The sequence below is a fragment of the Marinobacterium mangrovicola genome (genome assembly GCF_004339595.1).
GTDB classification, from domain to species: domain Bacteria; phylum Pseudomonadota; class Gammaproteobacteria; order Pseudomonadales; family Balneatricaceae; genus Marinobacterium_D; species Marinobacterium_D mangrovicola.
Window position 1 is genome coordinate 137,055 of record NZ_SMFU01000011.1, and the last position, 26,028, is coordinate 163,082.

Consider the following 26,028-nt stretch of genomic DNA (forward strand, 5'->3'; position numbering starts at 1 on the left):
TTCAATAACGCTGTCTCAGTAAGTGGGCAGCCGCAAACCCCAGATCCTTAAACCATTACTAATAACAAAGAGGAGATTCATCATGGCGTGGCGTCAACACGATTACGATGAGATTCCCGGTACCTATGTCTTTGATGGCAAGCGTTCCCACTCCGGTTATGCCCTGAACCGCATGGCGTTTTCTTTCAACTCCGAAGCAAACCGCCAGGAATTTGCCGCCGACATGGATGCTTACTGCCGCAAATATGGGCTGAGCGACGAGCAGCGGGAAGCTGTACTCAATGGTGAATTTCTCAAGTTGCTGCAGATGGGTGGCAATATTTACTACCTGGCCAAGATCGCGGTCTTCCACGGTATGACCGTGCAGGATGCAGGTGCCGCATTCCACGGTATCACTACTGATGAGTTCAAGCAGATCCTGCTGAACAATGCATCCGGTTTTGAAGAGCGTCTTAAGCAGGAAGGAGGGTTCTGGCATGGCTAAAATTATCGGTGGCCTGACCACCTCTCATATCCCGGCGATCGGCAACGCCATGTACAGCAAACTGGAGCAGGAGCCGTACTGGAAACGTTTCTTCGACGGTTACGAGCCGGTTAAAGAGTGGCTTGATGAAGTACAGCCGGACCTGGCGATCGTCGTTTACAACGACCACGGCCTCAACTTTTTCCTCAACCAGGTGCCGACCTTTGCCCTGGGCTGCGCCGACAGCTACCAGAATGACGACGAGGGTTGGGGCATCCCGGCCAGCGCCGACGTGAAGGGCGACGCCGAGCTATCCTGGCATATCGCCGAGACCATGATCCGCGACGAGTTCGACATCACCACCTGTCAGGAGATGAAGGTCGACCACGGTTTCATGGTGCCGATGAACCTGTTCTGGCGCGACAAACCGACCACAAACTGGCCGAAGGCGATCCCGCTGGCGGTCAACACCGTGCAGCACCCGCTGACCAGCGCCAAACGCTGCTACGACCTGGGTAAATCGCTGCGTAAAGCGATCGATTCCTACCCGGAAGATATGAAAGTGGTCGTCATCGGCACCGGTGGTCTTTCTCATCAGCTGCAGGGCGAACGCGCCGGCATCATCGACGTGGATTTCGACCTGGAGTGCATGGACAAGATCATCAACGAACCGAGCTGGATGACCGGTCTGAGCAACGACTACATCATGGAAAAAGCTGGGACAGAAGGTATCGAAGTGATCATGTGGATGGTGATGCGCGGCGCCCTTAACGACAAGGTCAACGTGTTGCACAAACACTACCACGCACCGATCTCCAACACAGGAGCAGGGGTGCTGTTGCTCACCGACGCCGAATAAAAATTCGCCGACAACAACAAAAGCCCGAGATTTAGGTCTCGGGTTTTTTTCGTTTTAGCGCCTTTACCGTTTGGGCGCGTTGGCATGCCAGGGCACGATTTCAACCTAATTATCTGAGCGGTGCTTTTATTCCCCTTCAGTGCAGCCGAGCATCGCAGACTGAAAGAGAAACAAGAGATCGACTGTCTGAACCGCGAAGCGGTGAGTTTGGAGATCTCTCTCTTTCAGGCGAGAAGCACAGGGTAGTCGGCGTAGCCGACCAAGCCTTAGGGGCGGTCAGGGATTGTTAAGGGACTTTTCGCAAAGTCCCTTAACTCGCCTGCAGGCGAAACCTGCGCGAAAAAGTGCAGCGGGATCAATATAGCTGCGAGTTTAAATCGAATACCGACAAAGCCGTAGAGTCGGCTCAAGACTCCGGCATCGCCGCCACATCCACGGATACTTCCAGCTTCTGCGAACCACCACCATCAAAAATAACCCCCCGCAGTGGCGTCACATCGCCATAATCCCGGCCCATGGCCGTGGTGATATGCTGTTCGGACGGAATATTGTCGTTGGTCGGATCGAACTCGAACCAGCCTTCGCCCGGGGAGTACACCGCAAACCAGGCGTGAGAGGCATCGGAGCCCACCAGCTTTTCCTGTCCCGGCGGCGGCAGGGTTTCCAGGTAGCCGCTGACATAGCGCGCGGCGTAGCCCAGTGACCTGAGGCAGGCGATTGCCAGATGGGCGAAGTCCTGACAGACACCGCGTTTATGCTCAAGCACCTCATTTAGCGGTGTCGCCACGGTGCTGAAGCCCGGATCGTATTTGAAGTCCTGAAAAATACGACTGGTCAGTTCCCGTACCGCCGACAGCAGCGGGCGATCCGGTGTGAAAAGCGGGGCTGCATACTCGCGTACCTGTTCGCTGGCGCGGATCATCGGTGAATCCAGGCAGAACTCCCTCGCCAGCAGCGTCTCTTCATCCACCGCCATGCGGGTCAGTTCCAGAGCGCGGGCGCAGCTGTTGCCCAGGTCCAGGTCGAAGTTCATCTGTGGTTGCAGCGTCTTGATCTGGCTCGTGACGTCGATCTGCAGCGATTTGTGCGCTTCCTGAATGGAAAAGTAGTAGTAGAGGTTGGAGTAGAAGTCCTCTCTGCGCACGCTGTACACCGGCGTCGGCGTAATGCGGATCTGGGTACTCAGGCACTGCTGGCGCGGAGTGTTGCGCGGCAGCAGGTGGGCACGGTTGTAGCAAAGCGAGACCGGCGATACGTATTCGTAGTGGGTGACGTGGCGGATACGGTAGATCATGGCTCTTCGCTCCAGCCGGTCTGAACAAGTTGCTGCGGTCCGCTGCGATGATCAAAGTAGCGGTCAGAAATAGCGGTGGCCACGTTACTCAACAGAGTCTGAATTCGGGCCAGACGCTTATCCAGCGCCTCACGGACGCCGCTGTCTTCAGCGCCGACGGCCAGCTCCGCCGGGCGGCTCAGCTGTACCAGGGTCAGTGCTTCAAGAATGGCGCGGTGCTCTTCGCTCAAAATCGGCGAGTTATCGCGGCTCTGCAGCTGCTCGATATGCTGGCGCAGCAGATCAACCTGGTAGTGCAGCGAGCGCGGGTTGGTCTTGTCGAGCATGATCAGTGTCAGGCCGTGATCCAGTTGCGGTCGGATGCGATAGCGGCGGCGGTAAGTGATCAGCACCTCGGAGGTGAGCAGCACGGTTTCCATCACCTGCTCTTGCTCGGAGTCTTCCAGTACCGGTACCAGCATGGCGCGCAGCAGGGCGGTGCTCTGCAGGGTACGCTCCAGGCGTCGGCCCAGTTCAAGGAAACGCCAGCCGAAACCACGAATCATGCTTTCCTGGGTCAGGCCGGAGAAGGCCAGCAGCGAGGTGACCAGCGGATCAAGCGCCTCTTCCGGGGCTATGGAGAGGCCGCTGCTGAGCAGCTGCGGCAGCTGCGCCAGTTCATCACGCAGGTCGTTGATCACCCGGTGGCTGTCCGCCGACAGCATCTCCTTGGTCTCCTCGCTGCAGTTGAGCATGGCGTGGAGGTTAGCGGTTACGCTGCCGGGGCGGCGGCGATCCAGGATCACCGACATCAGCTCTTTTTCCGGCTGAGCCAGCAGGTTGGCGTTGTTCTGGGTAAAGCCCGGGTAGGTGGTGGTGACCTGGGTGACCGCCTTGAGCATCAGATCGTGCACCGTGGTGGGCAGATAGCTGAGGCTGTTGAGCTGAATTAGCACGGTACGCAGCAGGCGCATGCCGGCTTCGGCACGTTCGCTGTAACGGCCAAGCCAGAACAGGTTTTCCACCACACGGCTGGGCAGGTCACTGGTCTGGTCTTCGGTGAAGGTAGCGCTGCGTTCCTCGATGTAGCTGACCTGACGCTGAGGTTCGGATGCCAGTACCCAGGTGTCCTTACTGGTGGCGCCGAGCTGGTTGGAAACGATCCACTGTTCGTCGCTGCTAGCAACACGAGTCAGGCCGCCCGGCATGATGCTGTAGGCGCTCTGGTCGGCAACTGCAAAGCTGCGCAAGACCGTCGAACGGGCTTGCAGCTTACCGTTTTGCCAGGAGGGAGACGATCCCGGCAGGTTGGCTTTCTGGGCGATGAAGTGCATCGGGTTGCTGTTGATACGGGCCTTGAGCTCGTCCAGCTTTTCCTTGCTCAGGCTCGCGCCGTAGATGCTGTGATCGCCGCTGCGTCGCGCCGTTGGCTTGATTATCAACTTGTCCAGGTTGTCGAGCATATACCTGAGATCATCAGGCTCGCCGGCCCACCAGGTCTGGGTCGATGGCAGCTGTAGCTCGTGACCGAGGAAGAACTCGGCGACCTTGGGCATAAACTTGTGCAGCGCCGGATTTTCCAGCACACCGGTACCCAGCGGGTTGGTGATTACCACGTTGCCGGCACGGGCTACTTCCAGCAGACCGGGTACGCCGAGGTGGGAGTCTGCACGCAGTTCCACCGGGTCGCACCAGGTGTCATCGACGCGGCGCATGATGATATCAACCCGGTGCAGGCCATCCAGGGACTTCATCCAGACGTAGCCGTTGCGCACGGTCAAATCGCCACCCTGGACGAGCGAGTAGCCCAGGTAGTTGGCGAGGTAGGTGTGTTCGAAATAGGTTTCGCTGTAGGCGCCCGGCGTCAGGATCACCACCCGCGGCGAATCGCCGTTGGGTGACAATGAGGCCATCTTGCGGCGCAGCGCCTGGAAATAGAGTGACAGGCGGTGAACCTGGCTGTCACGGAACAGGCTGGGCAGCACACGTGACATCACGGTGCGGTTCTCCAGCGCATAGCCAGCGCCGCTGGGCGCCTGGGTACGGTCGCCGATCACCACCATCTTGCCATCGGCACCGCGCACCATATCGACGGCATGGAAGATCAGCTGTTTATCCCCGGGCAGGCGCAGGTCCTGGCAGGGGCGCAGAAAACCGTGGTGTGAATAAACCAGTTCCGGCGGCAGGATACGCTGTCGAATCAGTTCTCTCGGGCCATAAAGGTCTTTGAGCACCAGGTCGAACAGTTCGGCACGTTCGATCAAACCGGTTTCGATGCGGCTCCACTCCTCGCTGCCGATCAGCAACGGAACGGGATCGAGGCCCCAGGTTCGGTTGTTCTCGGTGTCGGAAGAGATGTTATAGGTGGCGCCGTCATCCCGCAGGATACGTTCGGCCTTACGCTGCCGCTCCTGCAGACCGGCATCGCCCATGCCGCCGAGACCCTCGAGCAGGTAACGCCAGTGCTCGCGGATCTCGCCATCCGGCCCGAACACCTCGTCATAAAAGGTGTCGGGGCGGGCATAGTTGAGCCCGCTCTGAGGGAGCGGTGTCGTCTCTTGTATCGCCACGTGGTCTGTTTAGCCTTATTTGTTCACCGGGAGCGACATCATAGGAGATTTACCCCATTCAGGCTAATCCACGGCGCAGATCCAGGGTGTAGGGATACTCACCCGTGGGCTCTTCCGGTGGTGGCGCCATGGGTTTTGGCCCCTGTTCGTTGGGGAAGAACTCACGCAGCGCCTCGTGGAACGGCGGTGGCGTCACTGCACCCGGTGTATGGCCGTGATCCCAGTAACGATTGACCCGGCGCGATTCTGCCTCAAAGGCGTTGATCGGCTGGGTATCGTAGCTGCGACCGCCCGGATGGCTGACATGGTAAGTACAGCCGCCGATGGAGTGACCGTTCCAGGTGTCGATCAGATCGAATACCAGCGGTGCATGTACGCCGATGGTCGGATGCAGCGCCGAAGGCGGGTTCCAGGCGCGGTAACGCACTCCGCCGACATATTCGCCGTGGCGACCGGTGTTGTTTAGCGGCACGCGGCGGCCGTTACAGGCGAGCACGTAACGGCCGTCGGTAAGACCGGTGACCTTCACCTGCAGACGCTCGACGGAGGAATCCACGTAACGGGCGGTACCGAAGCTGGAGATCTCCTCACCGAGCACATGCCAGGGCTCGATCGCCCAGCGCAGCTCGATCTGGATATCGTCGATCTGTACGCGGCCGTAGTGCGGGAAGCGGAACTCCTCGAACGGTGCCAGCCACTCCAGCTGGAACGGCAGGCCGTGCGCCTGAAGATCGTTGACCACGGCACGCAGATCCGACCAGACATAGTGCGGCAGCATGAAGCGGTCGTGCAGCTCGGTGCCCCAGCGGACCAGCGGCTGCTTGTACGGCTCTTTCCAGAAGCGGGCGACCAGCGCGCGCAGCAGCAGTACCTGCACCAGCGACATCTGCGGATGCGGCGGCATCTCAAAGCCACGGAATTCAAGAATCCCCTGACGTCCGGAGGCGGTACCCGGTGCGTAGAGCTTGTCGATACAGAACTCGGAGCGATGGGTGTTACCAGTGATATCCACCAGCAGGTTGCGCATCAGGCGGTCCACCAGCCAGGGCTGGTCGATCAGCCCTTCCGGCATCTGCTGGAAGGCGATCTCCAGCTCGTAGAGCGCTTCATGACGACCCTCGTCGACACGCGGTGCCTGGCTGGTCGGGCCGATAAACATACCGGAGAACAGGTAAGACAGGGCCGGGTGGTGCTGCCAGTAGGTCACCAGTGAACGCAGCAGGTCCGGGCGACGCAGCAGCGGGCTGTCTGCCGGCGTTACGCCGCCAAGGGTGACATGGTTACCGCCACCGGTACCGCCATGGCGACCGTCGATCATGAACTTCTCGGTGCCAAGGCGTGACAGGCGGGCTTCGTCATAAAGAACGTTGGTGTTTTCCACCAGCTCCTTCCAGCTACCCGCCGGATGGATGTTGACCTCGATAACGCCGGGATCCGGGGTGACCAGCAGTTTCTGCAGGCGGGAATCCTTGGGCGGCTCATAGCCTTCGATCACTACCGGCAGATTGAGCTCAGCGGCGGTGTGCTCGATGGCGTTGATCAGGTCAACGTAATGCTCCAGGTAATGAAGCGGCGGCAGGAACAGGTAGAGTCGACCGTCGCGGGGCTCAATGGAGAGCGCGGTTTTGACGATATCCACCCAGCGGCCTTCGCCCTTGGGTTCATTTTCATCATCGGCACTATCCATCATCTGGCGGTGGTCAGCCGTGTTCGGCGGCTCGGCCGGCGGCACCATGCTGGCGAATGGACGGTAGCTCGGCAGCGGTTCCTGCTCGGCGAACGGATCGCGCTCGGGGTCGATATCCTGCTTCTCACGAGCCACCCAGGGCAGGGTGCTCAGTGGCAGACGGAAGCCCAGAGGAGAGTCGCCGGGGATCAGTGTCAGTTCATCGCGGCGCAGCTCCCAGGGAGATGAACGCCAGCCCTGTTTACCATAGTCCCAGCCCAGCGGTAGCACGTAACCGGTGGGTGTATCCAGACCGCGATCCAGCAGTTTAGCCAGACGCTTGCGCTCCAGATCGTCCTTCAGATTGACCTTTTTCGGATCCACGTTGACCGGAAGCTGCTGCTCCTGCCAGAGGTAGTAGAGCGCGTCTTCGCGGGCATCGATCAGGTATTTGTGATCCAGCGACAGGCGCTCACACAGGGTTTTCATGAACCACTGAGCTTCGGCCAGGCCGTGGCCGTAGTTCTTGTCGACCCGGGCCAGCAGTTTGGGATCGTGCCAGAGCGCTTCGCCATCGGTGCGCCAGTAGCAGCCCAGCGCCCAGCGTGGGACTTCCTCGCCGGGGTACCATTTACCCTGGCCATAATGCAGCAGCCCCTTGGGCGCGAAACGCTCGCGCAGGCGCAGCAGCAGATCCTTGGCCAGCTTCAGCTTGTCATCGCCAAGGGCCTCGATATTCCACTGCGCAGAATCCATATCGTCGATGGAGACGAAGGTGGGTTCGCCACCCATGGTCAGGCGTACGTCGCCCTCAGTGAGTTCCTCATCGATCGCCTTGCCCAGTGCATCAATGCAGGCCCACTGCTCTTCGCTGTAGGGCTTGGTGACTCGCGGATCCTCATGGATGCGGTACACCTCGTTGACGAAGGCGAACTCCACCTCGCACTTGTCGGTAGCACCGGTGATCGGCGCCGCCGAAGCGGGGGAGGGGGTGCAGGCCAGCGGAATGTGGCCCTCACCGGCGAACAGGCCTGATGTTGGGTCCAGGCCAACCCAGCCGGCGCCCGGGATATACACTTCGCACCAGGCGTGCAGGTCGGTGAAATCCTCTGCGGCGCCGGAAGGGCCATCCAGAGCTTCCTGATCCTGCTTCAACTGCACCAGGTAACCGGAGACAAAACGGGCGGCCAGGCCCAGCTTGCGAAGAACCTGTACCAGCAGCCAGCCGGTATCGCGACAGGAGCCTTTGGCCAGGGTCAGCGTCTCCTCGCAGGTCTGAACACCCGGCTCCATGCGTATGCCGTAGGCGATCTCTTGTTCCAGGCGCTGGTTGATGGCGACCAAGAAATCGATGATGCGGACCTCGTCCCGGGGCACGCTGGCGACCAGTGCATCGAGCTTTTCACCTTCCTCCATGACTTCGAGGTAGGGTTCCAGCTCTTTCTGCAGCGTGTCGTCGTACTCAAACGGGTAATTCTCCGCGTACTCCTCAACGAAAAAATCGAACGGGTTGATCACCGTCATGTCGGCAATCACTTCCACATCAAACTTGAACTTGCGGGTCTTTTCCGGGAACACCAGGCGTGCCTGGTAGTTGCCGAACGGATCCTGCTGCCAGTTGATGAAGTGGTTTTCCGGCTCGATTTTCAGGGTGTAACCGTGGATATGGGTGCGCGAATGCGCGGCCGGGCGCAGACGCAGCACATGGGGTGACAAAGATACGGCTCGGTCGAAGTTATATTCGGTCGAGTGGCGGATCGCGATACGGATAGTCACGGTTTAAATCCCTCAGGGTACGGGAAACCAGGTTTCGGCGACCGCTTCATGCAGCTCGCCCAGTTGGACCTGGAGATCATTAAGGTAGTCGCGGAACGGCTGGCCCAGATCGGTATCCTCTTCAGCCAGACGCGGCTCCGGTTTGATCGCTTTGATCACCTTGCGCACGGCGTCGTTCTTGGGCAGCTTGGCCGCAGCTACATCCATCTGCATCAGGCAGAACTGGAACGCGCGTGGGAAGTGCGGGTCTTCAAGCATAAAGTTGGCTACATCGGGGCCGTAGACCGCGCCTTTCATGGTGCGACGATAGCTCATGTAGGCACTGGCTGATCGCAGCACGTTACCCCAGACGATCTGGCGCAGGTTAACGCTGGTATCGCCGTTGGCCTGCAACAGACCGAAGGCGCCGGCATCGAGAATACGGGTGGTCATATCCGCCCGTTCCAGATCGCGGCCGATCTTCATAAACTGCCAGCCGGCATCATGACTCATGGTGCCGTAGAGCAGGCCGGAGAGCATCTGGCAGCCCTTGATCACCTCGGAAAGATAATCGTGACGGCGGCTGCGGTTGATCCCCAGCTGGATGTTGTTCTTGGCGTAGAGGTAAACCTCGTTGATCAGTTCCCAGGTTTCCGCCGGCACCACATCGCGAGAGGTACGGATGTTCTCACGCACCATTTTCAACGCAGACAGCATGGAACTGGGGTTGGTATCGTCCGCGAGCATGAACTTGACGACGTTACGCTCGTCCTGAACCTTGTAGCGATCTTCAAACAGCTCGGTGGCGCTGTTCAGAACCACCAGGTTGTACCAGCCGATGTTGATATCCTTGGGCAGGTCAAACAGCAGCTTGTCGTACACGCTGACCAGGCGGGCGGTGTTCTCAACACGCTCTATATAACGCGCCGTCCAGTAGAGGCGCTCGGCAACTTTAGACAACATAATGATCAGGCCTCCCCAGTCTCGACAATCCAGGTGTCTTTACTGCCGCCACCCTGCGACGAGTTGACCACCAGTGAACCCTTGCGCATCGCCACGCGGGTCAATCCGCCAGTGGTGACGTAGATATCCTTGCCTTGAAGAATGAACGGGCGCAGGTCAAGGTGGCGCGGCTCCAGCGCGTTTTTCTCCACCATGGTTGGCGCGGTGGAGAGCGCTAGCGTGGGCTGGGCGATATAGTTGCGCGGGTTTTCCTTGATCAGCTTGGCGAAGGCGGCCTGATCTTTCTTGGTGGAGTGAGGGCCAACCAGCATGCCGTAGCCGCCGGATTCGTTGGCCGGTTTGACCACCAGTTTGTCCAGGTTCTCCAGCACGTATTCACGCTGCTCCGGATCTTCGCAGAGGAAGGTCTTCACGTTCTGAATGATCGGTTCCTCGTTGAGATAGTAGCGGATGATGTCCGGTACATAGGCGTAAACCACCTTGTCGTCGGCAACACCTGCACCCGGCGCATTGGCGAGGCCCACATTGCCTTTTTGCCAGGCTCGCATCAGGCCAGGGACGCCCAGCACCGAATCCTTGCGGAACACTTCCGGATCGAGGAACAGGTCATCGATTCGGCGATAGATCACATCCACCCGTTCCAGGCCGCTGATGGTGCGCATGTAGACGCAGTCATCATCATTGACCACCAGGTCTGACCCCTCAACCAGTTCGACACCCATCTGCTGTGCCAGGAAGGCATGCTCGAAGTAGGCAGAGTTGAAAATGCCGGGGGTTAGTACGGCGATCACCGGTTTCTTCACCTTACGCGGCGATAATGACACCAGCGTGTCGAACAGGTTGGAGCAGTAATCATCCACCGGCAGGATGCGGTCGTTCTCGAACAGCTCCGGCAGTACGCGTTTGGTAATGGCGCGGTTTTCCAGCATGTAGGAAACGCCGGAAGGAACGCGCAGGTTATCTTCAAGAACGTAGAACTCGCCATCACCGTCGCGCACCAAATCAGTGCCGCATATGTGTGCCCAAACCCCAAATGGGGGCGATATACCCACGCACTCGGGGCGGAAGTTTTTGGAGTTCTTGACCAGGTGCTCCGGCACTATGCCGTCTTTGATGATCTTCTGGTCGTGGTAGAGGTCGTCGATAAACAGGTTCAGCGCTTTGAGTCGCTGCTTGAGACCGGCGGCCGTTTTGGCCCACTGCTTGGCTGAAATGGTGCGCGGTATGATGTCGAAGGGCCAGGCGCGGTCGATATTGCCCTCTTCGGTGTAGACCGTAAAACTGACGCCCATTTCCTGAATCGTGGCTTCCGCCATCTGCCGGCGGCTTTCTACTTCGTCTTCGCTGAGAGAACTCAGATAAGAGATCAATCGCTTGGCAGGTAGCCTCGGATTGCCAGCGGGAGTAACAAGTTCATCGAAAAAGTCCTGAGGTTCGTATCTCTTCCAATCCATACTCATGCCTGAGCCTATCTTATGCTGGTGGCCGTTATTAGGTTCGGCGGAAAAGCGTGCTGAACCCTTAGTTTAGGTTTGCTGGCCGACCGGGTGTGCCCGGTGCGGGGGACGCTCAAATAAACTCCTGAACTTCTATTTACACAGAATCTGTATGTGCAATTTACAAGCCAGACATACAGCGGCTTATGGCGCCGGGTGCCGCACAGATCTGTGGAGCCCTGTGCCTGAAACGTCCCCAGCTTTACCCTAACATGGCGTACATAACGTTTTTATGTATAACAGTGTCCTCGCAAGTACGAAAGTTTTTCATTGCAGATGAACCAGTTTCATCACCTCGCCAGCAGGGAATCTATACTGAAAGATATGTGACCTGAGGTCGGAGTGATGAATATCTGTTGGCTCCGGTCCGTAGTACTGCTGGCCGGATTGTTACTGGTTGTCTCTTGGGGCGCTGCTGAAAGCGAAGCGCCTCAACCCCCGCTAAAAGCTGCGGTCTGGCAATTGACCCTGGATGGGGTCGTAGGACCTGCTACCGCGGACTACCTGGTGCGGGGGCTTGAGGACGCCGCCGAAGAACAGGCCGCAGCGGTATTGATCCGCATCGATACCCCCGGCGGCCTGGATAGCTCCATGCGACAGATGATCTCGGCGGTGCTGGCATCGCCGATACCGGTTATTTGTTATGTCTCCCCCGGTGGTGCCCGTGCCGCCAGTGCCGGGACCTTCCTTCTTTACGCCTGTCATGTGGCGGCGATGGCGCCAGCCACCAATCTGGGGGCGGCAACACCTGTTTCCATCGGTACGCCGATGACGCCGGACAATGGTGGCGGGCAACCAGGGGACGGCGAAGGCGATACTGCGAAGACCCAGCCAGGCAGCGCCATGGAGCGCAAGGTCACCAACGATGCGGTGGCCTATATCCGTGGGTTGGCCGAGCTGCGTGGACGCAATGCCGATTGGGCGGAAAAAGCGGTGCGTGAAGGTGCCAGCCTCACCGCCAGCAAAGCGCTGGAGCTGGGCGTGATCGATCTGATAGCCGCTGATCGCAGCGAACTGTTTGAGGTGATTACCGGGCGTTCCGTGGAGATCAATGGCCGCCAGGTCGCGCTCGATTTTAGTGATTCTTCCATTTTTGTGTCCGACCCCGACTGGCGCAGTGAATTTCTGGCGGTGATCACCAATCCCAACGTGGCTTACATGCTGATGCTGATTGGTCTCTACGGCCTGATCTTTGAATTCACCAACCCGGGATTTGGTTTGCCCGGTGTGCTGGGCGCGATCTGTCTGATGGTGGCGCTCTACGCGTTTCAGGTATTGCCGGTCAGCTATGCGGGGCTGGGTTTGATTCTGCTGGGGCTGGGGCTGATTGCCGCCGAGGCGATGATGCCGAGCTTTGGCGTATTGGGCGTGGGCGGCCTGATCGCCTTTGTCATCGGCTCGATCATCCTGATGGATACCGATATTCCGGCGTTCCAGGTTGCTCTGCCGGTGGTAGCTGCATTGGCGGTAACTACCGGTGTGCTCCTGTTTGCGGTGCTGGGGATGGCGCTGAAGGCGCATCACAGGCCGGCGGTCATGGGACCTGCAGCGATGAAAGAGCGCGAGGCGGAGATTGAGCAGGTCTATGGGGATCAGGTACTGGCGCGGTTCGAAGGCGAACTTTGGGAGGTCCGCTGTGCCGAGCCGCTCAAGGCCGGCGACCGGGTACGCATCCATGAAATCGACGGATTAACGCTTGTGGTCGACAAGCAGGAGGCTTGAAAATGATCGGTTTTCCCTATTTTGCGACGACCATCGTGGTGCTGGTGGTATTTCTGCTGCTATCGATGTTTCGTATCCTGCGCGAGTACGAGCGTGGGGTGATCTTTCTGCTGGGGCGCTTTTACCGGGTTAAGGGGCCTGGCCTGATCATCGTTGTGCCGGTGATCCAGCAGATGGTGCGGGTGGATCTGCGTACCCTGGTGATGGATGTGCCGACCCAGGATGTGATCTCCATGGATAACGTGTCGGTGAAGGTGAACGCGGTGATCTATTTCCGCGTGGTGGATCCGGAAAAGGCGATCATCCATGTGGAGAACTATCTCGAAGCTACCAGTCAGCTGTCGCAGACCACATTGAGGTCGGTGCTGGGCCAGCATGAACTGGACGACATGCTCTCCGGCCGCGACCAGCTGAATGCCGATATCCAGAAAATACTTGATAAGCAGACCGACGCCTGGGGCATCAAGGTGGCGAACGTGGAGATCAAGCATGTGGATCTCGACGAGAGCATGGTGCGTGCAATCGCCAAACAGGCGGAGGCAGAGCGTGCCCGTCGCGCCAAGGTGATTCACGCCAGCGGTGAGCTGGAGGCTTCGGAAAAACTGCTCGGTGCCGCCCAGCGACTGGCGGAAGAACCGCAGGCCATTCAACTGCGTTATATGCAGACACTGACCGAGATCGCCAGTGGCCAGAACAGCCATACCATCGTCTTTCCGCTGCCGCTCGATATGATCAATAAATGGACCGGTGCGGCAGGTAAAAAGGAGGATAGGTAAGGGTAGGGAGGTGCGCCCGCGTGCCGATTGAGCATATTCAAGATTAGGTTAAGGACGCCGCACCCGCAGGATACGGCGTCCTCATCATTGATCAGTGACGGATACGGTAACCGGTACGGAAGATCCACCAGACCGCTGTGAGGCAGAGCAGCAGGAACAGGAAGGTCATGCCGAGGCTTACCGCCACATTCACATCGGAGATGCCGTAGAACGCCCAGCGGAAGCCGCTGATCAGGTACACCACCGGGTTGAACAGGGTCAGTGTCTGCCAGGGCTCCGGCAGCATATTGATGGAGTAGAACGCGCCGCCAAGGAAGGTCAGCGGGGTGATCACCATCAGCGGAATCACCTGCAGTTTCTGGAAGTCATCCGCCCAGATACCGATGATAAAACCGAACATGCTGAAGGTCAGCGCCGTCAGTATCAGAAAGCCCAGCATCCACACCGGATGATCGATCTGATAGTCCACAAACACCCGCGCCGTGGCCAGAATCAATGCCCCGATAATCAGCGACTTGGTGGCGGCCGCGCCGACATACCCGGCGACAATCTCGAACGGTGACACCGGGGCCGAGAGCACCTCGTAGATAGTGCCCGAGAACTTGGGAAAGAAGATCCCGAACGAGGCGTTGGAGATACTCTCGCTGAGCAGAGACAGCATCAGCAGACCCGGAATGATAAAGGCGCCGTAGCTGACACCATCGATATTACCCATGCGGGAACCGATAGCGGTGCCGAAGACGATAAAGTAGAGCGAGGTGGAGAGTACCGGCGACAGGATGCTCTGCATCAGCGTGCGCCGGGTACGCGACATTTCAAACTTGTAGATGGCCAGTACACCATTGAGGTTCATCTTTCATCCTTCCTTATGCGTCTTTGCCGTGAACCAGGCTGACAAATATCTCTTCCAGCGAGCTCTGCTTGGACTGCAGGTCTTTCAGGTCGATGCCGAGCTGGCTCAGGCTGCGCATCAGCTGGGCGATGCCGGTGGTGTCCTGATGGGCATCGAAGGTATAGGTGAGCTGGGTGCCATCTTCGCTCGGCGTCAGGTTGTACTGCGCCAGCTCAGCGGGCAGGGACTCCAGCGGTGACTGCAGGTAGAGGTTCAGCTGTTTCTGTCCCAGCTTCTGCATCAGCTCGGTTTTCTGCTCCACCAGCATCAGCTCGCCGCGGTTGATCACGCCGATGCGATCGGCCATCTCTTCTGCTTCCTCGATGTAGTGGGTAGTCAGAATGATGGTGACGCCGTTTTCGCGCAGTTCGCGCACGATCTCCCACATATCGCGACGCAGCTCAACGTCTACGCCCGCGGTGGGCTCATCGAGGAACAGGATGCTGGGCTCGTGGGACAGTGCCTTGGCGATCATCACGCGGCGCTTCATACCGCCGGAAAGCTCCAGCATCTTGGCGTTGCGCTTCTCCCAGAGCGAGAGCTGGCGCAGGATCTTCTCGAGGTATTCCGGGTTGGCCGGCTTGCCGAACAGTCCGCGGCTGAAGGCGACCGTATGCCAGACCGTCTCGAACGAGTCGGTGGTGAGTTCCTGGGGCACCAGGCCGATCTGGCTGCGCGCCTGGCGGTAGTCGCGGGCGATATCGAAGCCATCGGCGATCACCTTGCCGGAGGTGGCGTTAACGATGCCGCAAATGATGCTGATCAGGGTGGTTTTGCCGGCCCCGTTAGGGCCGAGCAGCGCGAAAATCTCGCCGCGCTTAATCTCCAGATCGATGGATTTCAGCGCGGTAAAACCGGATGAGTAGCTTTTGCCGACGCCCTGGATGGAAATGATCGATTGCACGGGCTCTCCTTGTGGCGGATCAGAGGAGCCCGAATTGTAACGCGAACTGGTTACCGGTGCTTAGCCCGCGTAGGCGTAACTGCAGCGCTTGCTGGTATACAATCCGGCCCGCACCAGCGATTCCAGCATCAGCGTGCCGATTCGCACGCCATCGATAACCGGGATTCCCAGTGCCTGCTGCAGCATCGGCTGCTGGGTAGTCAGGCCCGCGCAGCCCAGTACCAGTACTTCTGAGCCGTCCTGGTTGATTACCGTTTCAGCACGGCGGATCAGTTTGTCGAGCAGCTTGGGATCGTCACTGTGTTCCAGATCCAGCACCGGCATCTGCAGCGCGTGAACGCCCAGGCAGTGATCGGCAAAGCCGTAGCTGCGCGCATTCGCCTCCAGAATCCGCACCGACTTTTGCTGTGCGGTGAGGATGGTGAAGCCGCAGCCGAGCAGGCTGGCCGCGTGCATGGCGGCTTCGCCGATCCCCATCACCGGGCCATTGGCGCGCTCACGGGCGCCTTGCAGCGCCGTGTCGTCGGCGCAGGCGATCAGGTAGGCATCACAGCCGAGCGCTTCGCCTTCGGCAACGCGCTGCACCACCCCTGCCGCGGCGATAGCACCGTCGTAGAAGCCTTCAATGCTGGCAACGCCTGCGCCGGCGCAAACGGCATCGATCTGGGTCAGGTCGGTGACCGAGCGACAGCTCTCGGCGATCATCTCGGTCATTGTCTGACTGTCATTGGGATTAATTACACGCAGCTTCATGGTTTTCGACTCTCACTTATTGTTGCCGGCACTTTTGGGTACCGGCTCTTTCTGCATCAGGCGCTGGTGGGCGCCTTGCGTGCGCGGCTTTTACGAACCGCCCAGATCGAGATCAGGGCGGCGGAAATCAGCGTAAAGGAGAACAGGGTGGTCAGCGTCCCCAGGGCGTAGAGCACCGGCGTGGTCACGTTGGTGGTCATGCCGTAGATCTCCAGCGGCAGGGTGTTGAAGGTGCCGGCGGTCATCAGGGTGCGGGCAAACTCATCGTAGGAAAGCGTGAAGCCAAACAGGCAGACACCGATCAGGCTTGGCAGAATCAGCGGGAAAACGACCAGACGGAAGGTCTGCCAGGAGGTAGCGCCCATATCGATAGCGGCCGCTTCATAGCTTTTGTTGAAGCGGTTAAAGACCGCAAACATGATCAGCAGGCCGAAGGGCAGGGTCCAGGTCAGATGCGCGCCAAAGGCGGAGCTGTACCAGCCCGGTGAAAGGCCGATACGGTCGAACATGATACCGATACCCAGGCTGATCAGGATCGACGGCAGGATCAGGCTCACCAGCGTCAGGTAGAACAGCACATTGCCACCCATGAAGCTGCGTCGGTAAGCCAGGCCCGCCAGCAGCGAGAAGACGGCGGTGCAGAGCATCACCGCGATACCGAGCAGGATTGAGCGGGTCAGCGAGCCGCCGAAGTCACCCACCTGCTGCTCTTCAAACAGCTGGCGGAACCAGTGCAGCGACATACCGTTCATCGGGAAGGTGAGGCCACCATCGGGCCCCTGGAACGAGAGGATCGCGATGGTCGCCGTGGGGCCGTACAGAAAGATGATAAACAGCACAAAAATAATGGTCAGAGGGATGAATCCCGCCTTGCGCTTGGCCTTGTCCGGGGCTGCCATGATTACAGCTCCTTCTTGATGTTGATGAAACGGAACATGATGCTGAGCATGATCAGCACGGTGATCAGCAGCACCACCGCGCCCGCTGCGGCGGCCGGGTATTGCAGCAGCGAGATCTCGTTGCGGATCAGCACGCCGACAGACGCGCTCAGGCCGCCGCTCATCAGGCTGACGGTGATGAAGTCGCCCATCACCAGGGTGACCACAAAGATGGAGCCGATGGCGATACCCGATTTACACAGCGGCACCACCACCTGAAAGATGGTCTGGAAGGCGCTGGCGCCGGCATCGATGGAGGCCTCGATCAGGTTGCGGTCGATACGCATCATCGAGTTGAAGATCGGTACCACCATGAACAGGGTGTAAAGGTGAACGAACGCCAGGATCACGGCGAAGTCGCTGTAGAGCAGCCATTCGATCGGCGCGTCGATCAGGTTGATCTCCTGCAGGGTCGAGTTGACCAGTCCGTTGCGCCCGAGCAGCGGAATCCAGGAGATCATGCGAATAATATTGGAGGTCAAAAAGGGCACGGTGCAGAGCACAAACAGTACGCTCTGCAGCAGCGGACTTCTGATATAGAAGGCCAAGTAATAGGCGACGGTAAAGCCCAGCGTCAGGGTGATCAGCCAGGAAGTGATCGCGAAGAAGAACGTCTTCAGGTAGGCGCTCAGCGTGACGCTCGAGGTAAGCAGGAACTCGTAGTTTTCAAAGATGAAGTCGGGTAGCAGCTGATAGGCGTTGTAGTCCCAGAAGCTGACGATCACTATCGTCGCAACGGGGAACAGCAGAAACAGCAGAATCACCAGCGCCAAAGGCGTGACCTGCAGGTAGCTGGGGTTGGCGGTCAGAAAACGCATCTAACTTTTTCTCCGAAATACGGGCTCACTGAACTATAGGCTCACGGAAATACAGGCTCACTGAAACAGGAGGCGGAACAGTGGGGGCGATGACTCGCCCCCGTGGATCATGGCGCTATCAGGACGCGATAAACTCGTTCCACTTGCGAACCATGTATTTGTTCTCATCCATGACGGAGTTCCAGCAGGCGACCGCGCCCATGCGATCCCAGTAGGAGCCGCCATCACGCACGGCACCGGCAGTTTCCATCACCTTGCCATCGGGGCTGAGGATATCGCCCTGGGCCGGTTTGCCTTCGATCCAGTAGCCCCACTCGTCGGCGCTCATGTGCTCCTTGGAGGTGGACGGCGCGGCGGAGTAGTAACCCTGACGGTTCAGGTAAGCGCCGACCCAGCCGGACAGGTACCAGTCGATATATTCATAGGCGGCATCCAGCTCCAGACCAGAGAGGTGTTTGGCCAGGCCGATACCGCCGCCCCAGGCGCGGTAGCCTTCTTCCAGCGGCTGGTATTTGCACTCGATACCCTTGGCGCGCACGGCAGCCACGGCCGGTGACCACATGGACTGGATCACTACCTCGCCGGAAGACATCAGGTTCACCGACTCATCGAAGCTCTTCCAGAAGGCGCGGAACTGACCTTCGGACTTGGCGGCCTTGAGGATCTCGATGGTGGCGTCGATCTCTTCGCGGGTCATGTTGCCCTTGTTGGCGTACTGAATTTCTCCCATGGATTCGCAGATCATCGCCGCATCCATGATGCCGATGGACGGGATATTCAGGATCGAGGTCTTGCCCTTGAACGCCGGGTCCATGATGTCGCGCCAGTTGGTGATCGGGCGGCCCACCAGGTCCGGGCGGATGCCCAGGGTGTCGGCGTTGTAGATGGTCGGAATCAGCGTCATCCAGTTGGTCGGCTCGGAAGCGAACTGGACCGACTCCTTGCCCTCAACAAAGCCCACGGTGTGTGGCGCGGTGCCCTGGGCGATCTCGGAATCATCATTCAGCTTGCCGGTGATAAACAGCTGGGAGATCTTGTCGAAGTTCTTCAGGCGCGAGGTGTCCATCGGCTGCATGGTGCCGGCCGGGAAGGTCTTTTTGCAGATCCAGTACTCGATATCGGCGATATCGAAGGAGCGCGGCTGAGTGACCACGCGCTGGGCCACGGCGTCGGAATCCAGTGCGGTCAGCTCCAGGTTGATCCCCAGGTCCTCTTTCGCCTTTTGCGAGATGGCGTTGAGGTTGGATACGCCGGTACCGAACTGGCGCAGGGTGATGTCCTTGATGTTCTGCGCCCAGATCATCGGGAAGCCGGTGATGGCTCCAGAGCCCAGGGCAGCACCGCCCGCGACGCCGGCGGCCTTGATGAATCCGCGACGGCTCAGGCCGCTGCGCTCTTCCTTCGGTTCAGTACTGGCGCTCAGATTGTCCTTAAGGTCTTTCTTGTCATCGAAGCTCATTATCGATCTCCAGTTTGATTTCTAAGATGCAAAGGTTTGCGATTCAAAGGCCGGAAAAGGCGTCGCCGCCGGGCCGCAGGGGGTTAAGATCGGTGTGGCGCCAGCCCACAAAGGCGCGGTCGCCGGCATGCAGAGGCGAGGCGAGATAGTCCGCATCGCTCTGAAATACGGAAAGCCCGAGGCCGTCGCTGAACTGGCCTCGCAGGTGCACGTAACTGCCCTGATATTCCACCGATTCCACCTTTAGCGGATCGGGCTGGGCGCTGTCGAAAGGTTCGCGGCTGATCCGAATATGGTCACAGCGCAGGGATACGCTGGCGCTGTTATCGGCTCCGGTCTCAAGGCTGCGATCCAGCGCGATGATGCGCTGTTTGCCGACACTCAGGCCGGAATCCGTCAGGGTGCCCTGAATGATGTTGTGACCGCCGATAAAGCTGGCGACAAAGCCGGTGCGAGGGCGGCTGAAGATGCCGATCGGCTCGTCCACCTGCTCGATATAGCCGTTATTCATCACCACCACCTGGTCGGCTAGCGCGAACGCTTCTTCCTGGGAGTGGGTGACATGGATAAAGGTGATGCCCAGCTGCTGCTGGATATTCTTAAGCTCTGCCCGCATACGGGTGCGCAGGAAGGGGTCGAGCGCCGAGAGCGGCTCGTCCAGCAGAATCACTTCCGGCTGGTTGATCAGCGCGCGGGCCAGGGCGACGCGCTGCTGCTGACCGCCGGAGAGCTGCTCCGGGAAGGCTTCCGTGAACGTCTCCATGTTCACCAGCTTGAGCATCTCCAGTGCCCGCGCGTGACGTTCCTGTTTGCTGACGCCGGCGATCTTCAGGCTGAACGCCACGTTATCCAGGCTGTTCAGGTGCGGGAACAGGGCGTAGTTCTGAAACATCAGCGCGGTACCGCGTTTGCGCGGTGGCAGCAGAGTAACGTTGCGGTTATTCATAAGAATGTCGCCTTCACTGACACTCTCATGGCCCGCAATCATCCGCAGGGTGGTGGATTTTCCGCAGCCACTCGGGCCAAGCAGACAGCAGTAGGAGCCGCCCTCGATGTGAAGATCGATATTCCTTACCGCGGTGCTTTCGCCGTAACGTTTTACGACGCCAACCAGTTCGACAGAGCCTTTCTTCATAACTGTTAGCAATCCAAAATTGTTAGCAATTTATTTCTATTGGATTGCGAGGGCTGTGCCACATCAGAGATCTATTGGATAAGCCGTTATTTTTGATCGATAAAAAATATTGAGCGCTGCGTTTGTTGTCTGATCGGTCAAAATATACCAAGCGATATTAATCACTTAGATTCCGCCTTCGTGCACCGTAAATGGCCTTTGTGCAACGATCTGGTGCATTTTTGCGTAATAGGCTGTTTCTGGGGCGGGTTGTTGGTTTCGATAAATTGGCGATAGAATTGCTAACAATATTTTTAGCAGGAGAGGTTATGGGGACCCGGGCCCAGGTTGAAATCAAACGGATAGTAGAGCGCCTGGCGGATGCCATATCCGAGCATCGTTTACCGCCCGGCGCGCGGCTGACCGAAGCCAAACTGGTGGAAGTGCTGGGCGCCAACCGTAACCATGTCCGCGCCGCGTTGCAGAAACTGGCCTCGGAATACAAGGTGGTCACCATCGTGCCGAACCGTGGCGCCTGCGTCGCCCAGCCGACGATTAAGGAGGCCAAGGATGTGTTTGCCGCCCGCGGTATTATCGAGCGCTCAATCGTCGAGCTGGCGATCGCCAATCTGACGGCGAAGAATCGCAACCGCCTGCTGAAACAGCTGGAAAAAGAGGATGGCGCCATCAAGCGTGGCGAGCGCCAGGAGATGATCCGTGAGTCGGGTAATTTTCACCGGGTGCTGGCGCAGGTTGCTGGCAATGAAGTGCTCGATGAACTGCTGGCGGGGCTGATTACCCGCACCTCGTTGATTATCGCGCTGTATCAGGAAACGCCCAATGTGCAGTGTTCCATTGAGGAGCATCAGGCGTTGGTCGATGCCATTCTTGCCGGTGACAGGGGTCAGGCCCAGTACCTGATGGATGAGCATATGGCCACGATTCAACGTTACCTGCTGCTGGATGAGCGCCCCGGTGAGGTGGATCTCCAGGCTGCACTCAGCGAGTCTTAGGCCATTCTTTCCGCACGCTGCTGGGGATTGAGGCAGTGCTGCTCCTCATGGGGTACTCCCGGCGCCAGAGTGCCATCGAGATAGTCGGTCAACGCCATCAGCGGCGCGATCTCCGCGGCGGTAATCAGCTCGGTGCCTCGCTCTGCCAGACGGCGGATGACGCCATCTCCGGCTGACCCCGCGATGGCTACATCCACCGCGTGCAGTGGATGCCGCTCGGGGTTGTCACTGACGTGCCATTCATGCAGGCAGCCGGTTTCGGTCAGGCGTATCTCCCAGGCGAGTTCCGGATGGGAGTCACCCTCGGTGACCTCATAAACATGCCAGAGTAACGCCCGTCCCGCGTGAGGGGCGACCTGTCCGCTGTCGTCTGTTGCTATAGCCACAAGCTTAGATTCCATCTGTTCCCTCCTGGTCAAGCTCGTCCTTAAACCTCCAGTCTAGCGAAGTTGTGAAAAACGTCGTTGATGCCGAGCAAAGTTGTGATCAACACAAAGTCAGCAGCTCGCCACACAAGTGTTATTCTTTAGCTAGTCAGTAGGATAAGGATGCCCTAAGGAATCGCTGCATGCGCCGGACATCGAGGCTCCCTCACTTTATATTTTCATTGGCGCTTGCCGGGCTTACCGGCGCGCCTCAGGCTGTTTTCGCAAAGCAGATCGTTCGCGTGGGTGTTTATGAAAACCCACCCAAAATTCACATGCAGTCTGACAGCCAGTCTGAAGAGCCCAGTGGGATATTCGGTGACCTGCTACAAGCGATTGCCGAGCGTGAGGATTGGCAGCTCACCGCCGTACCCTGTAACTGGGACGATTGCCTGCATCTGTTGAGTGATGGCGATATCGATCTGTTGCCCGATGTGGCCTTTACGCCCGAACGTACCCGTCTTTTCTCCTATCATCAGGTGCCGGCGATGCTGGCCTGGTCTCAGGTTTATACCCGTGCAGGCGAAGAGGTCAGTTCGCCGATGGATCTTCAGGGGCGCAGTATCGCGGTGCTGGCTGACTCGGTACAGCAGGCTTACCTCAGCAATCTGACTGCCGGCTTTGAGGTTGATGCGCGCTTTGTCGAGGTGGCAAGCGTGGAGGCTGCGTTCGCGGCAGTGCGGGCGGGTGAAGCTGATTTGGCAGTCGCGAACCAGTTATTCGGCGATTACAAAGCCGCTAACTTCGGGCTGGAGCCCACCGCCATGGTGTTTCAGCCGGTGGATCTGTTTTATGCCACGCCCCTGAACCAGGGCGAGGATCTTAGAGAGCGGATCGACTATTGGCTTACCGAGTGGAAGGAAAAACCGGATTCACCCTACTACCAGGCGCTGAGCCGTTGGTCCGCTGAAAAGGTGAGAGTGGCGCCGACTTTTCTGCTTTGGGCTTTGGGTGGATTGGTGGCCGCACTGGTGCTGGCGATCGGTTTCGTGGCTTTGCTAAGGCGTCAGGTCGCGGAGAAAACCGGCAGCCTGAAGGCGAGCGAGAACTACCTGAGTGTGCTGCTGAGTAACGTGGACTCCCTGATCTACGTGAAGGGCACAGATTTCCGCTACAACTATGTCAATCAGCGCATGATCGAGTTTCTAGGCATGGAAAAAGCCGAGATTCTCGGTAAACGTGATGAGGACCTGTTCACCGATGAGACGGTGGTTGGTCTGCGCGAGACCGACCAGCGGGTAATTAAAACCGGTGAACGGATCATGGAAGAGGAGATCGGCACGCGCAGGGACAGCACCGACCCCCGCACCTTTCTTACCGTTAAGCAGCCGTTGCGGGATGAAGATGGTGTGATTACAGGGCTGGTCGGCGTATCTACGGACATTACCGAGCAGCTGAAAAGCGAGCAGCGGATCCATCGCTTGGCGTTTTACGATTCACTCACCGGGCTGCCCAATCAGCGTTTGTTGACCGAGCGGCTGGAGGAGGCTGCCGAGAAGATGGAACAGAGCGAGTCCCGCGGCGCCGTTCTGTTTATCGACCTGGATAACTTCCGTGACCTGAACGATATTCTCGGCCATAAAGCCGGTGACCGGCTACTGGTGCAGGTTGCCGACCGCATGCAGTTGAGGGTCCGGGAGGATGACACCCTGGCCCGTTTCGGTGGTGATGAGTTTGTTCTGGTCGTTGAAGGTCTGGATAGCGATGCAGAGAGCGCTGCGGCACAGGTGGAGCATCTGGCTGGCGATCTGCGCAAGCTGATCAAGGTGCCGTTCAATTACGACGATCATAGCTTTGAGCCCACCGCGAGTATTGGTGCGGCGCTGTTCAATGGGGCCAGCCAGCACCCGGGAGACCTGATCAAGTGGGCCGAGCTGGCGATGTACCAGGCCAAACTGGATGGGCGCAATAAAACCTGTTTTTACGACCCGGCGATGCAGGCGGAACTGCATTCCCGCGCGAAGCTCGAAGCCGGCATCCGCCATGGTCTGGAAAATGGTGAGTTCGAGCTACATTACCAGCCGCAGTTCGACGCTCAGCATCGGCTTGTCGGGCTGGAAGCGCTGGTGCGCTGGACAACGGCCTCGGGGGAGAGGGTCTCCCCTGGTGAGTTTATCCCTGTGGCCGAAAGCACCGGCCTGATTCGTCCACTGGGACACTGGATACTGAATGAAGCCTGTCAGCAGCTGGTGCGCTGGTCGAGTCATCCGCAGCTGTCCGGCATACGTGTATCGGTGAATATCAGTGCTCACCAGCTGCATGAAAAAGCCTTTGTGGCGGAGGTTATTGAAGCACTGGAGCAGACCGGCACTAATCCCGCACTACTTGAACTGGAACTGACAGAGTCCCTGCTGGTCCGAAACGTCGAACAAACCATCGAGAAGATGGCGCAACTTTGCGAAAAGGGCGTGCGTTTCTCGCTGGATGATTTCGGTACAGGCTACTCCTCGCTGACCTACCTGAAGCGTTTACCGCTGAATCAGCTGAAAATAGACCAGGGTTTTGTCCAGGATCTGCTGACGGATCCTAACGACGCTGCCATCGTCCGCACGGTGGTCGCCCTGGGAGAGAGTCTGGATCTGTCGGTGATTGCCGAAGGTGTGGAGACCCAGGAACAGCGTGAGGCGCTGCTGGGCTATGGCTGTCAGCAGTTTCAGGGGTACCTGCTTGGCCGCCCAATGGCACCGGTTGATCTTGAGGCTTTTGTGACTAACTTGTCATAACTTGGCTGCTTTTTGATCGGAGATATGGAAAGTGGCCGTAGGCAGGGTGGCGAAGAGGGCGCCGTGCTAGCATTTAATCTGAATTACCCCTGGTTTGAAGGGTTTGGGCTTTATGGACAAAGACGAGCAAGGATTGCCGCCAGAGTTTTTCTATCAGATGTACCACCATATCAGTGATGCGGTGTATCTGATGGACCCACATACCTCCGATATTCTCGATGCCAATGTTGCAGGCTGTGATGCCCTGGGCATGACACGAGAGGAGGTGGTCAGCCAAAGTGCGCTGACCTTAAACAAAGATGTCCTCGGGCTGGAGCAGTGGCAGGAAATTTCCGCCGCGATCCAGCGCAGCGGTTCTCACACCTTTATGGGCCGGCATCGACGTAAGGATGGTAGCGATTTCCCGGTTGAAGTAGTGAGTGACTGCATTCGATACGAGGGACGGAACATCGTTGTATCGGTAGTCAGGGATCTGTCTGGCTTTGAACGGCACCGTGATTACCTGCTGGAAAATGAACATCTGCGTACGCTGTTCCTGAATGAATCCAGCGATGGGCTGTGGGACTGGAACCTGGAAGACAGCTCCCTGTTTTTGAGCCCGCAGTGGTTCCGAATCATGGGCTACGGTCCTCACGAGATCGAAAATCCGACCGTGGAAACCTGGAGCGATGCGATCCACCCGGATGATATGCAACGGGTGATGGAATCCTTAGAGGGGCACCTTAGCGGCGAGAGCTCCCGCTACGAAGTGAAGTACCGGCTGCGTACCCGCAACGGTGACTTCCTTTGGATACATGACCGCGGCCTGATTGCCAAGCGGGATGAAAATGGCGAGCCGCTGCGTATGGTGGGGCTTATGCTGGATATCACCGAGTCTGAGCTTCATGCCGCGGAGTTGCTGCAGCGCTCAAAGGTTGATGAACTGACCGGTCTTTATAATCGCCGGGCTGGTTACGAGCTGTTCGAGCGCTACCTGCGAAGCTGCCAGACGAGTGCCGAGCCACTGCAGGTGGCGATGCTGGATCTGGACAGGTTCAAGCAGTTAAACGATACCTACGGTCACCTTGATGGTGATTTGGCGATCCAGCATTTTGCGGGCACCCTTAAGTCTCATCTGCGCGCTACGGATAATTTGTTTCGCTGGGGTGGTGAGGAGTTTCTACTGCTCTGCCCAGGCGTCACCGCGGAAGAGGGCAGGGGGATGATGAAGCGGCTGATCGGTGAGGTGGCCGCGCGACCGTTCCTGACCAGCGGTGGGGAGCTGCTGTTTATCACCTGTAGTGCCGGGCTCGCAGGTTACCCCGAGGATGGTCTTTCCATACGTGAGCTGGTGAGCAAGGCGGATCAGGGGATGTATAAAGCCAAGCAGGCCGGTCGAAACCAAGTCGCTTAGCCCGGCGCTGTGTATATCAGTTTCAGTGATATCCCTTCTCGATGCTCAACCGG

20 protein-coding genes are annotated in these 26,028 nt (G+C 58.4%); 7 read left to right on the forward strand and 13 right to left on the reverse strand.

Going from position 1 to position 26,028, the window contains the following annotated elements; all coding sequences use genetic code 11:
• Nucleotides 1-82 precede the first annotated feature (82 nt).
• A complete protein-coding gene (locus tag CLV83_RS17685) occupies nucleotides 83-484 on the forward strand; it encodes a protocatechuate 3,4-dioxygenase (RefSeq protein WP_104004050.1) in 402 nt (133 codons plus the stop codon).
• Complete coding sequence (locus CLV83_RS17690) at nucleotides 477-1,322, forward strand: class III extradiol dioxygenase family protein (protein ID WP_132295612.1); 846 nt, start codon at nucleotides 477-479, stop codon at nucleotides 1,320-1,322. The genes CLV83_RS17685 and CLV83_RS17690 overlap by 8 nt, the downstream gene beginning before the upstream one ends.
• 406 nt (nucleotides 1,323-1,728) lie before the next feature.
• On the opposite strand, the gene CLV83_RS17695 is transcribed toward CLV83_RS17690, so the two are convergent.
• The 5 genes from CLV83_RS17695 to CLV83_RS17715 are packed head-to-tail and all read right to left on the reverse strand — an operon-like array spanning nucleotide 1,729 to nucleotide 11,009.
• Complete coding sequence (locus tag CLV83_RS17695) at nucleotides 1,729-2,616, reverse strand: transglutaminase family protein (RefSeq protein WP_132295615.1); 888 nt, start codon at nucleotides 2,614-2,616, stop codon at nucleotides 1,729-1,731.
• Nucleotides 2,613-5,165, reverse strand: coding sequence for a circularly permuted type 2 ATP-grasp protein (locus CLV83_RS17700; RefSeq protein WP_243642428.1), 2,553 nt, complete (start codon nucleotides 5,163-5,165; stop codon nucleotides 2,613-2,615). Before CLV83_RS17700 ends, CLV83_RS17695 begins: the two co-directional genes overlap by 4 nt.
• Before the next feature lie 58 nt (nucleotides 5,166-5,223).
• Nucleotides 5,224-8,607, reverse strand: a complete 3,384-nt coding sequence (locus CLV83_RS17705) for a transglutaminase family protein (RefSeq protein WP_132295618.1) — start codon at nucleotides 8,605-8,607, stop codon at nucleotides 5,224-5,226.
• Between the two features lie 12 nt (nucleotides 8,608-8,619).
• The gene (locus tag CLV83_RS17710) at nucleotides 8,620-9,549 is read right to left on the reverse strand and encodes an alpha-E domain-containing protein (protein ID WP_132295621.1); all 930 of its coding nucleotides are present in this window, start codon (nucleotides 9,547-9,549) and stop codon (nucleotides 8,620-8,622) included.
• A 5-nt stretch (nucleotides 9,550-9,554) separates the two neighbouring features.
• Nucleotides 9,555-11,009 carry a circularly permuted type 2 ATP-grasp protein gene (locus tag CLV83_RS17715; protein WP_132295624.1) on the reverse strand — a complete coding sequence of 485 codons (1,455 nt, stop codon included), beginning with the start codon at nucleotides 11,007-11,009 and terminating at the stop codon, nucleotides 9,555-9,557.
• Nucleotides 11,010-11,390: 381 nt separating this feature from the next.
• Between CLV83_RS17715 and CLV83_RS17720 the strand changes: the two genes are divergently transcribed.
• The gene (locus tag CLV83_RS17720; protein ID WP_132295627.1) at nucleotides 11,391-12,767 is read left to right on the forward strand and encodes an NfeD family protein; all 1,377 of its coding nucleotides are present in this window, start codon (nucleotides 11,391-11,393) and stop codon (nucleotides 12,765-12,767) included.
• Nucleotides 12,768-12,769: 2 nt separating this feature from the next.
• Nucleotides 12,770-13,543: a slipin family protein gene (locus CLV83_RS17725; RefSeq protein ID WP_132295630.1), complete on the forward strand. Its 774-nt coding sequence runs from the start codon at nucleotides 12,770-12,772 to the stop codon at nucleotides 13,541-13,543.
• A 91-nt stretch (nucleotides 13,544-13,634) separates the two neighbouring features.
• Here CLV83_RS17725 and CLV83_RS17730 read toward each other — a convergent pair whose 3' ends face one another.
• From CLV83_RS17730 to CLV83_RS17760, 7 genes are all read right to left on the reverse strand, one after another.
• A complete protein-coding gene (locus CLV83_RS17730) occupies nucleotides 13,635-14,396 on the reverse strand; it encodes an ABC transporter permease (protein ID WP_104004040.1) in 762 nt (253 codons plus the stop codon).
• Between the two features lie 13 nt (nucleotides 14,397-14,409).
• Nucleotides 14,410-15,339, reverse strand: a complete 930-nt coding sequence (locus CLV83_RS17735; RefSeq protein ID WP_132295633.1) for an ABC transporter ATP-binding protein — start codon at nucleotides 15,337-15,339, stop codon at nucleotides 14,410-14,412.
• 60 nt (nucleotides 15,340-15,399) lie between these two features.
• Nucleotides 15,400-16,092 (reverse strand): aspartate/glutamate racemase family protein, encoded by a 693-nt coding sequence (locus CLV83_RS17740; protein WP_132295636.1) that lies wholly within the window; start codon nucleotides 16,090-16,092, stop codon nucleotides 15,400-15,402.
• 56 nt (nucleotides 16,093-16,148) lie between these two features.
• A complete protein-coding gene (locus tag CLV83_RS17745) occupies nucleotides 16,149-16,991 on the reverse strand; it encodes an ABC transporter permease (protein ID WP_132295639.1) in 843 nt (280 codons plus the stop codon).
• A 2-nt stretch (nucleotides 16,992-16,993) separates the two neighbouring features.
• On the reverse strand, nucleotides 16,994-17,848 hold the full coding sequence (locus tag CLV83_RS17750; RefSeq protein WP_132295642.1) for an ABC transporter permease: 855 nt from the start codon (nucleotides 17,846-17,848) through the stop codon (nucleotides 16,994-16,996).
• 118 nt (nucleotides 17,849-17,966) lie between these two features.
• On the reverse strand, nucleotides 17,967-19,307 hold the full coding sequence (locus tag CLV83_RS17755) for an ABC transporter substrate-binding protein (protein ID WP_132295645.1): 1,341 nt from the start codon (nucleotides 19,305-19,307) through the stop codon (nucleotides 17,967-17,969).
• A 43-nt stretch (nucleotides 19,308-19,350) separates the two neighbouring features.
• The gene (locus tag CLV83_RS17760) at nucleotides 19,351-20,442 is read right to left on the reverse strand and encodes an ABC transporter ATP-binding protein (RefSeq protein WP_132295648.1); all 1,092 of its coding nucleotides are present in this window, start codon (nucleotides 20,440-20,442) and stop codon (nucleotides 19,351-19,353) included.
• 308 nt (nucleotides 20,443-20,750) lie between these two features.
• Between CLV83_RS17760 and CLV83_RS17765 the strand changes: the two genes are divergently transcribed.
• Nucleotides 20,751-21,434, forward strand: coding sequence for a GntR family transcriptional regulator (locus tag CLV83_RS17765; RefSeq protein ID WP_132295651.1), 684 nt, complete (start codon nucleotides 20,751-20,753; stop codon nucleotides 21,432-21,434).
• Here the strand turns inward: CLV83_RS17765 and CLV83_RS17770 are convergent.
• Entirely contained in the window at nucleotides 21,431-21,835 is a 405-nt protein-coding gene (locus CLV83_RS17770; protein WP_132295654.1) for a NifB/NifX family molybdenum-iron cluster-binding protein, read from the reverse strand. The genes CLV83_RS17765 and CLV83_RS17770 overlap by 4 nt on opposite strands.
• A 167-nt stretch (nucleotides 21,836-22,002) precedes the next feature.
• On the opposite strand from CLV83_RS17770, the gene CLV83_RS17775 reads away from it, so the two are divergent.
• Both CLV83_RS17775 and CLV83_RS17780 read left to right on the forward strand, forming a co-directional pair.
• Nucleotides 22,003-24,582 carry an EAL domain-containing protein gene (locus CLV83_RS17775; RefSeq protein ID WP_132295657.1) on the forward strand — a complete coding sequence of 860 codons (2,580 nt, stop codon included), beginning with the start codon at nucleotides 22,003-22,005 and terminating at the stop codon, nucleotides 24,580-24,582.
• A 112-nt stretch (nucleotides 24,583-24,694) separates the two neighbouring features.
• A complete protein-coding gene (locus tag CLV83_RS17780) occupies nucleotides 24,695-25,975 on the forward strand; it encodes a sensor domain-containing diguanylate cyclase (protein WP_132295660.1) in 1,281 nt (426 codons plus the stop codon).
• The last annotated feature ends 53 nt before the right edge of the window (nucleotides 25,976-26,028 follow it).

What these genes read in the sequence shown, in the direction of transcription:
- CLV83_RS17685 (WP_104004050.1), top strand. Translation starts at nt 83, where the DNA reads ATGGCGTGGCGTCAACACGATTACGATGAGATTCCCGGTACCTATGTC.
- CLV83_RS17690 (WP_132295612.1), top strand. Translation starts at nt 477, where the DNA reads ATGGCTAAAATTATCGGTGGCCTGACCACCTCTCATATCCCGGCGATC.
- CLV83_RS17695 (WP_132295615.1), bottom strand. Translation starts at nt 2,616, where the DNA reads ATGATCTACCGTATCCGCCACGTCACCCACTACGAATACGTATCGCCG.
- CLV83_RS17710 (WP_132295621.1), bottom strand. Translation starts at nt 9,549, where the DNA reads ATGTTGTCTAAAGTTGCCGAGCGCCTCTACTGGACGGCGCGTTATATA.
- CLV83_RS17715 (WP_132295624.1), bottom strand. Translation starts at nt 11,009, where the DNA reads ATGAGTATGGATTGGAAGAGATACGAACCTCAGGACTTTTTCGATGAA.
- CLV83_RS17720 (WP_132295627.1), top strand. Translation starts at nt 11,391, where the DNA reads ATGAATATCTGTTGGCTCCGGTCCGTAGTACTGCTGGCCGGATTGTTA.
- CLV83_RS17725 (WP_132295630.1), top strand. Translation starts at nt 12,770, where the DNA reads ATGATCGGTTTTCCCTATTTTGCGACGACCATCGTGGTGCTGGTGGTA.
- CLV83_RS17730 (WP_104004040.1), bottom strand. Translation starts at nt 14,396, where the DNA reads ATGAACCTCAATGGTGTACTGGCCATCTACAAGTTTGAAATGTCGCGT.
- CLV83_RS17740 (WP_132295636.1), bottom strand. Translation starts at nt 16,092, where the DNA reads ATGAAGCTGCGTGTAATTAATCCCAATGACAGTCAGACAATGACCGAG.
- CLV83_RS17745 (WP_132295639.1), bottom strand. Translation starts at nt 16,991, where the DNA reads ATGGCAGCCCCGGACAAGGCCAAGCGCAAGGCGGGATTCATCCCTCTG.
- CLV83_RS17750 (WP_132295642.1), bottom strand. Translation starts at nt 17,848, where the DNA reads ATGCGTTTTCTGACCGCCAACCCCAGCTACCTGCAGGTCACGCCTTTG.
- CLV83_RS17755 (WP_132295645.1), bottom strand. Translation starts at nt 19,307, where the DNA reads ATGAGCTTCGATGACAAGAAAGACCTTAAGGACAATCTGAGCGCCAGT.
- CLV83_RS17760 (WP_132295648.1), bottom strand. Translation starts at nt 20,442, where the DNA reads ATGAAGAAAGGCTCTGTCGAACTGGTTGGCGTCGTAAAACGTTACGGC.
- CLV83_RS17765 (WP_132295651.1), top strand. Translation starts at nt 20,751, where the DNA reads ATGGGGACCCGGGCCCAGGTTGAAATCAAACGGATAGTAGAGCGCCTG.
- CLV83_RS17770 (WP_132295654.1), bottom strand. Translation starts at nt 21,835, where the DNA reads ATGGAATCTAAGCTTGTGGCTATAGCAACAGACGACAGCGGACAGGTC.
- CLV83_RS17775 (WP_132295657.1), top strand. Translation starts at nt 22,003, where the DNA reads ATGCGCCGGACATCGAGGCTCCCTCACTTTATATTTTCATTGGCGCTT.
- CLV83_RS17780 (WP_132295660.1), top strand. Translation starts at nt 24,695, where the DNA reads ATGGACAAAGACGAGCAAGGATTGCCGCCAGAGTTTTTCTATCAGATG.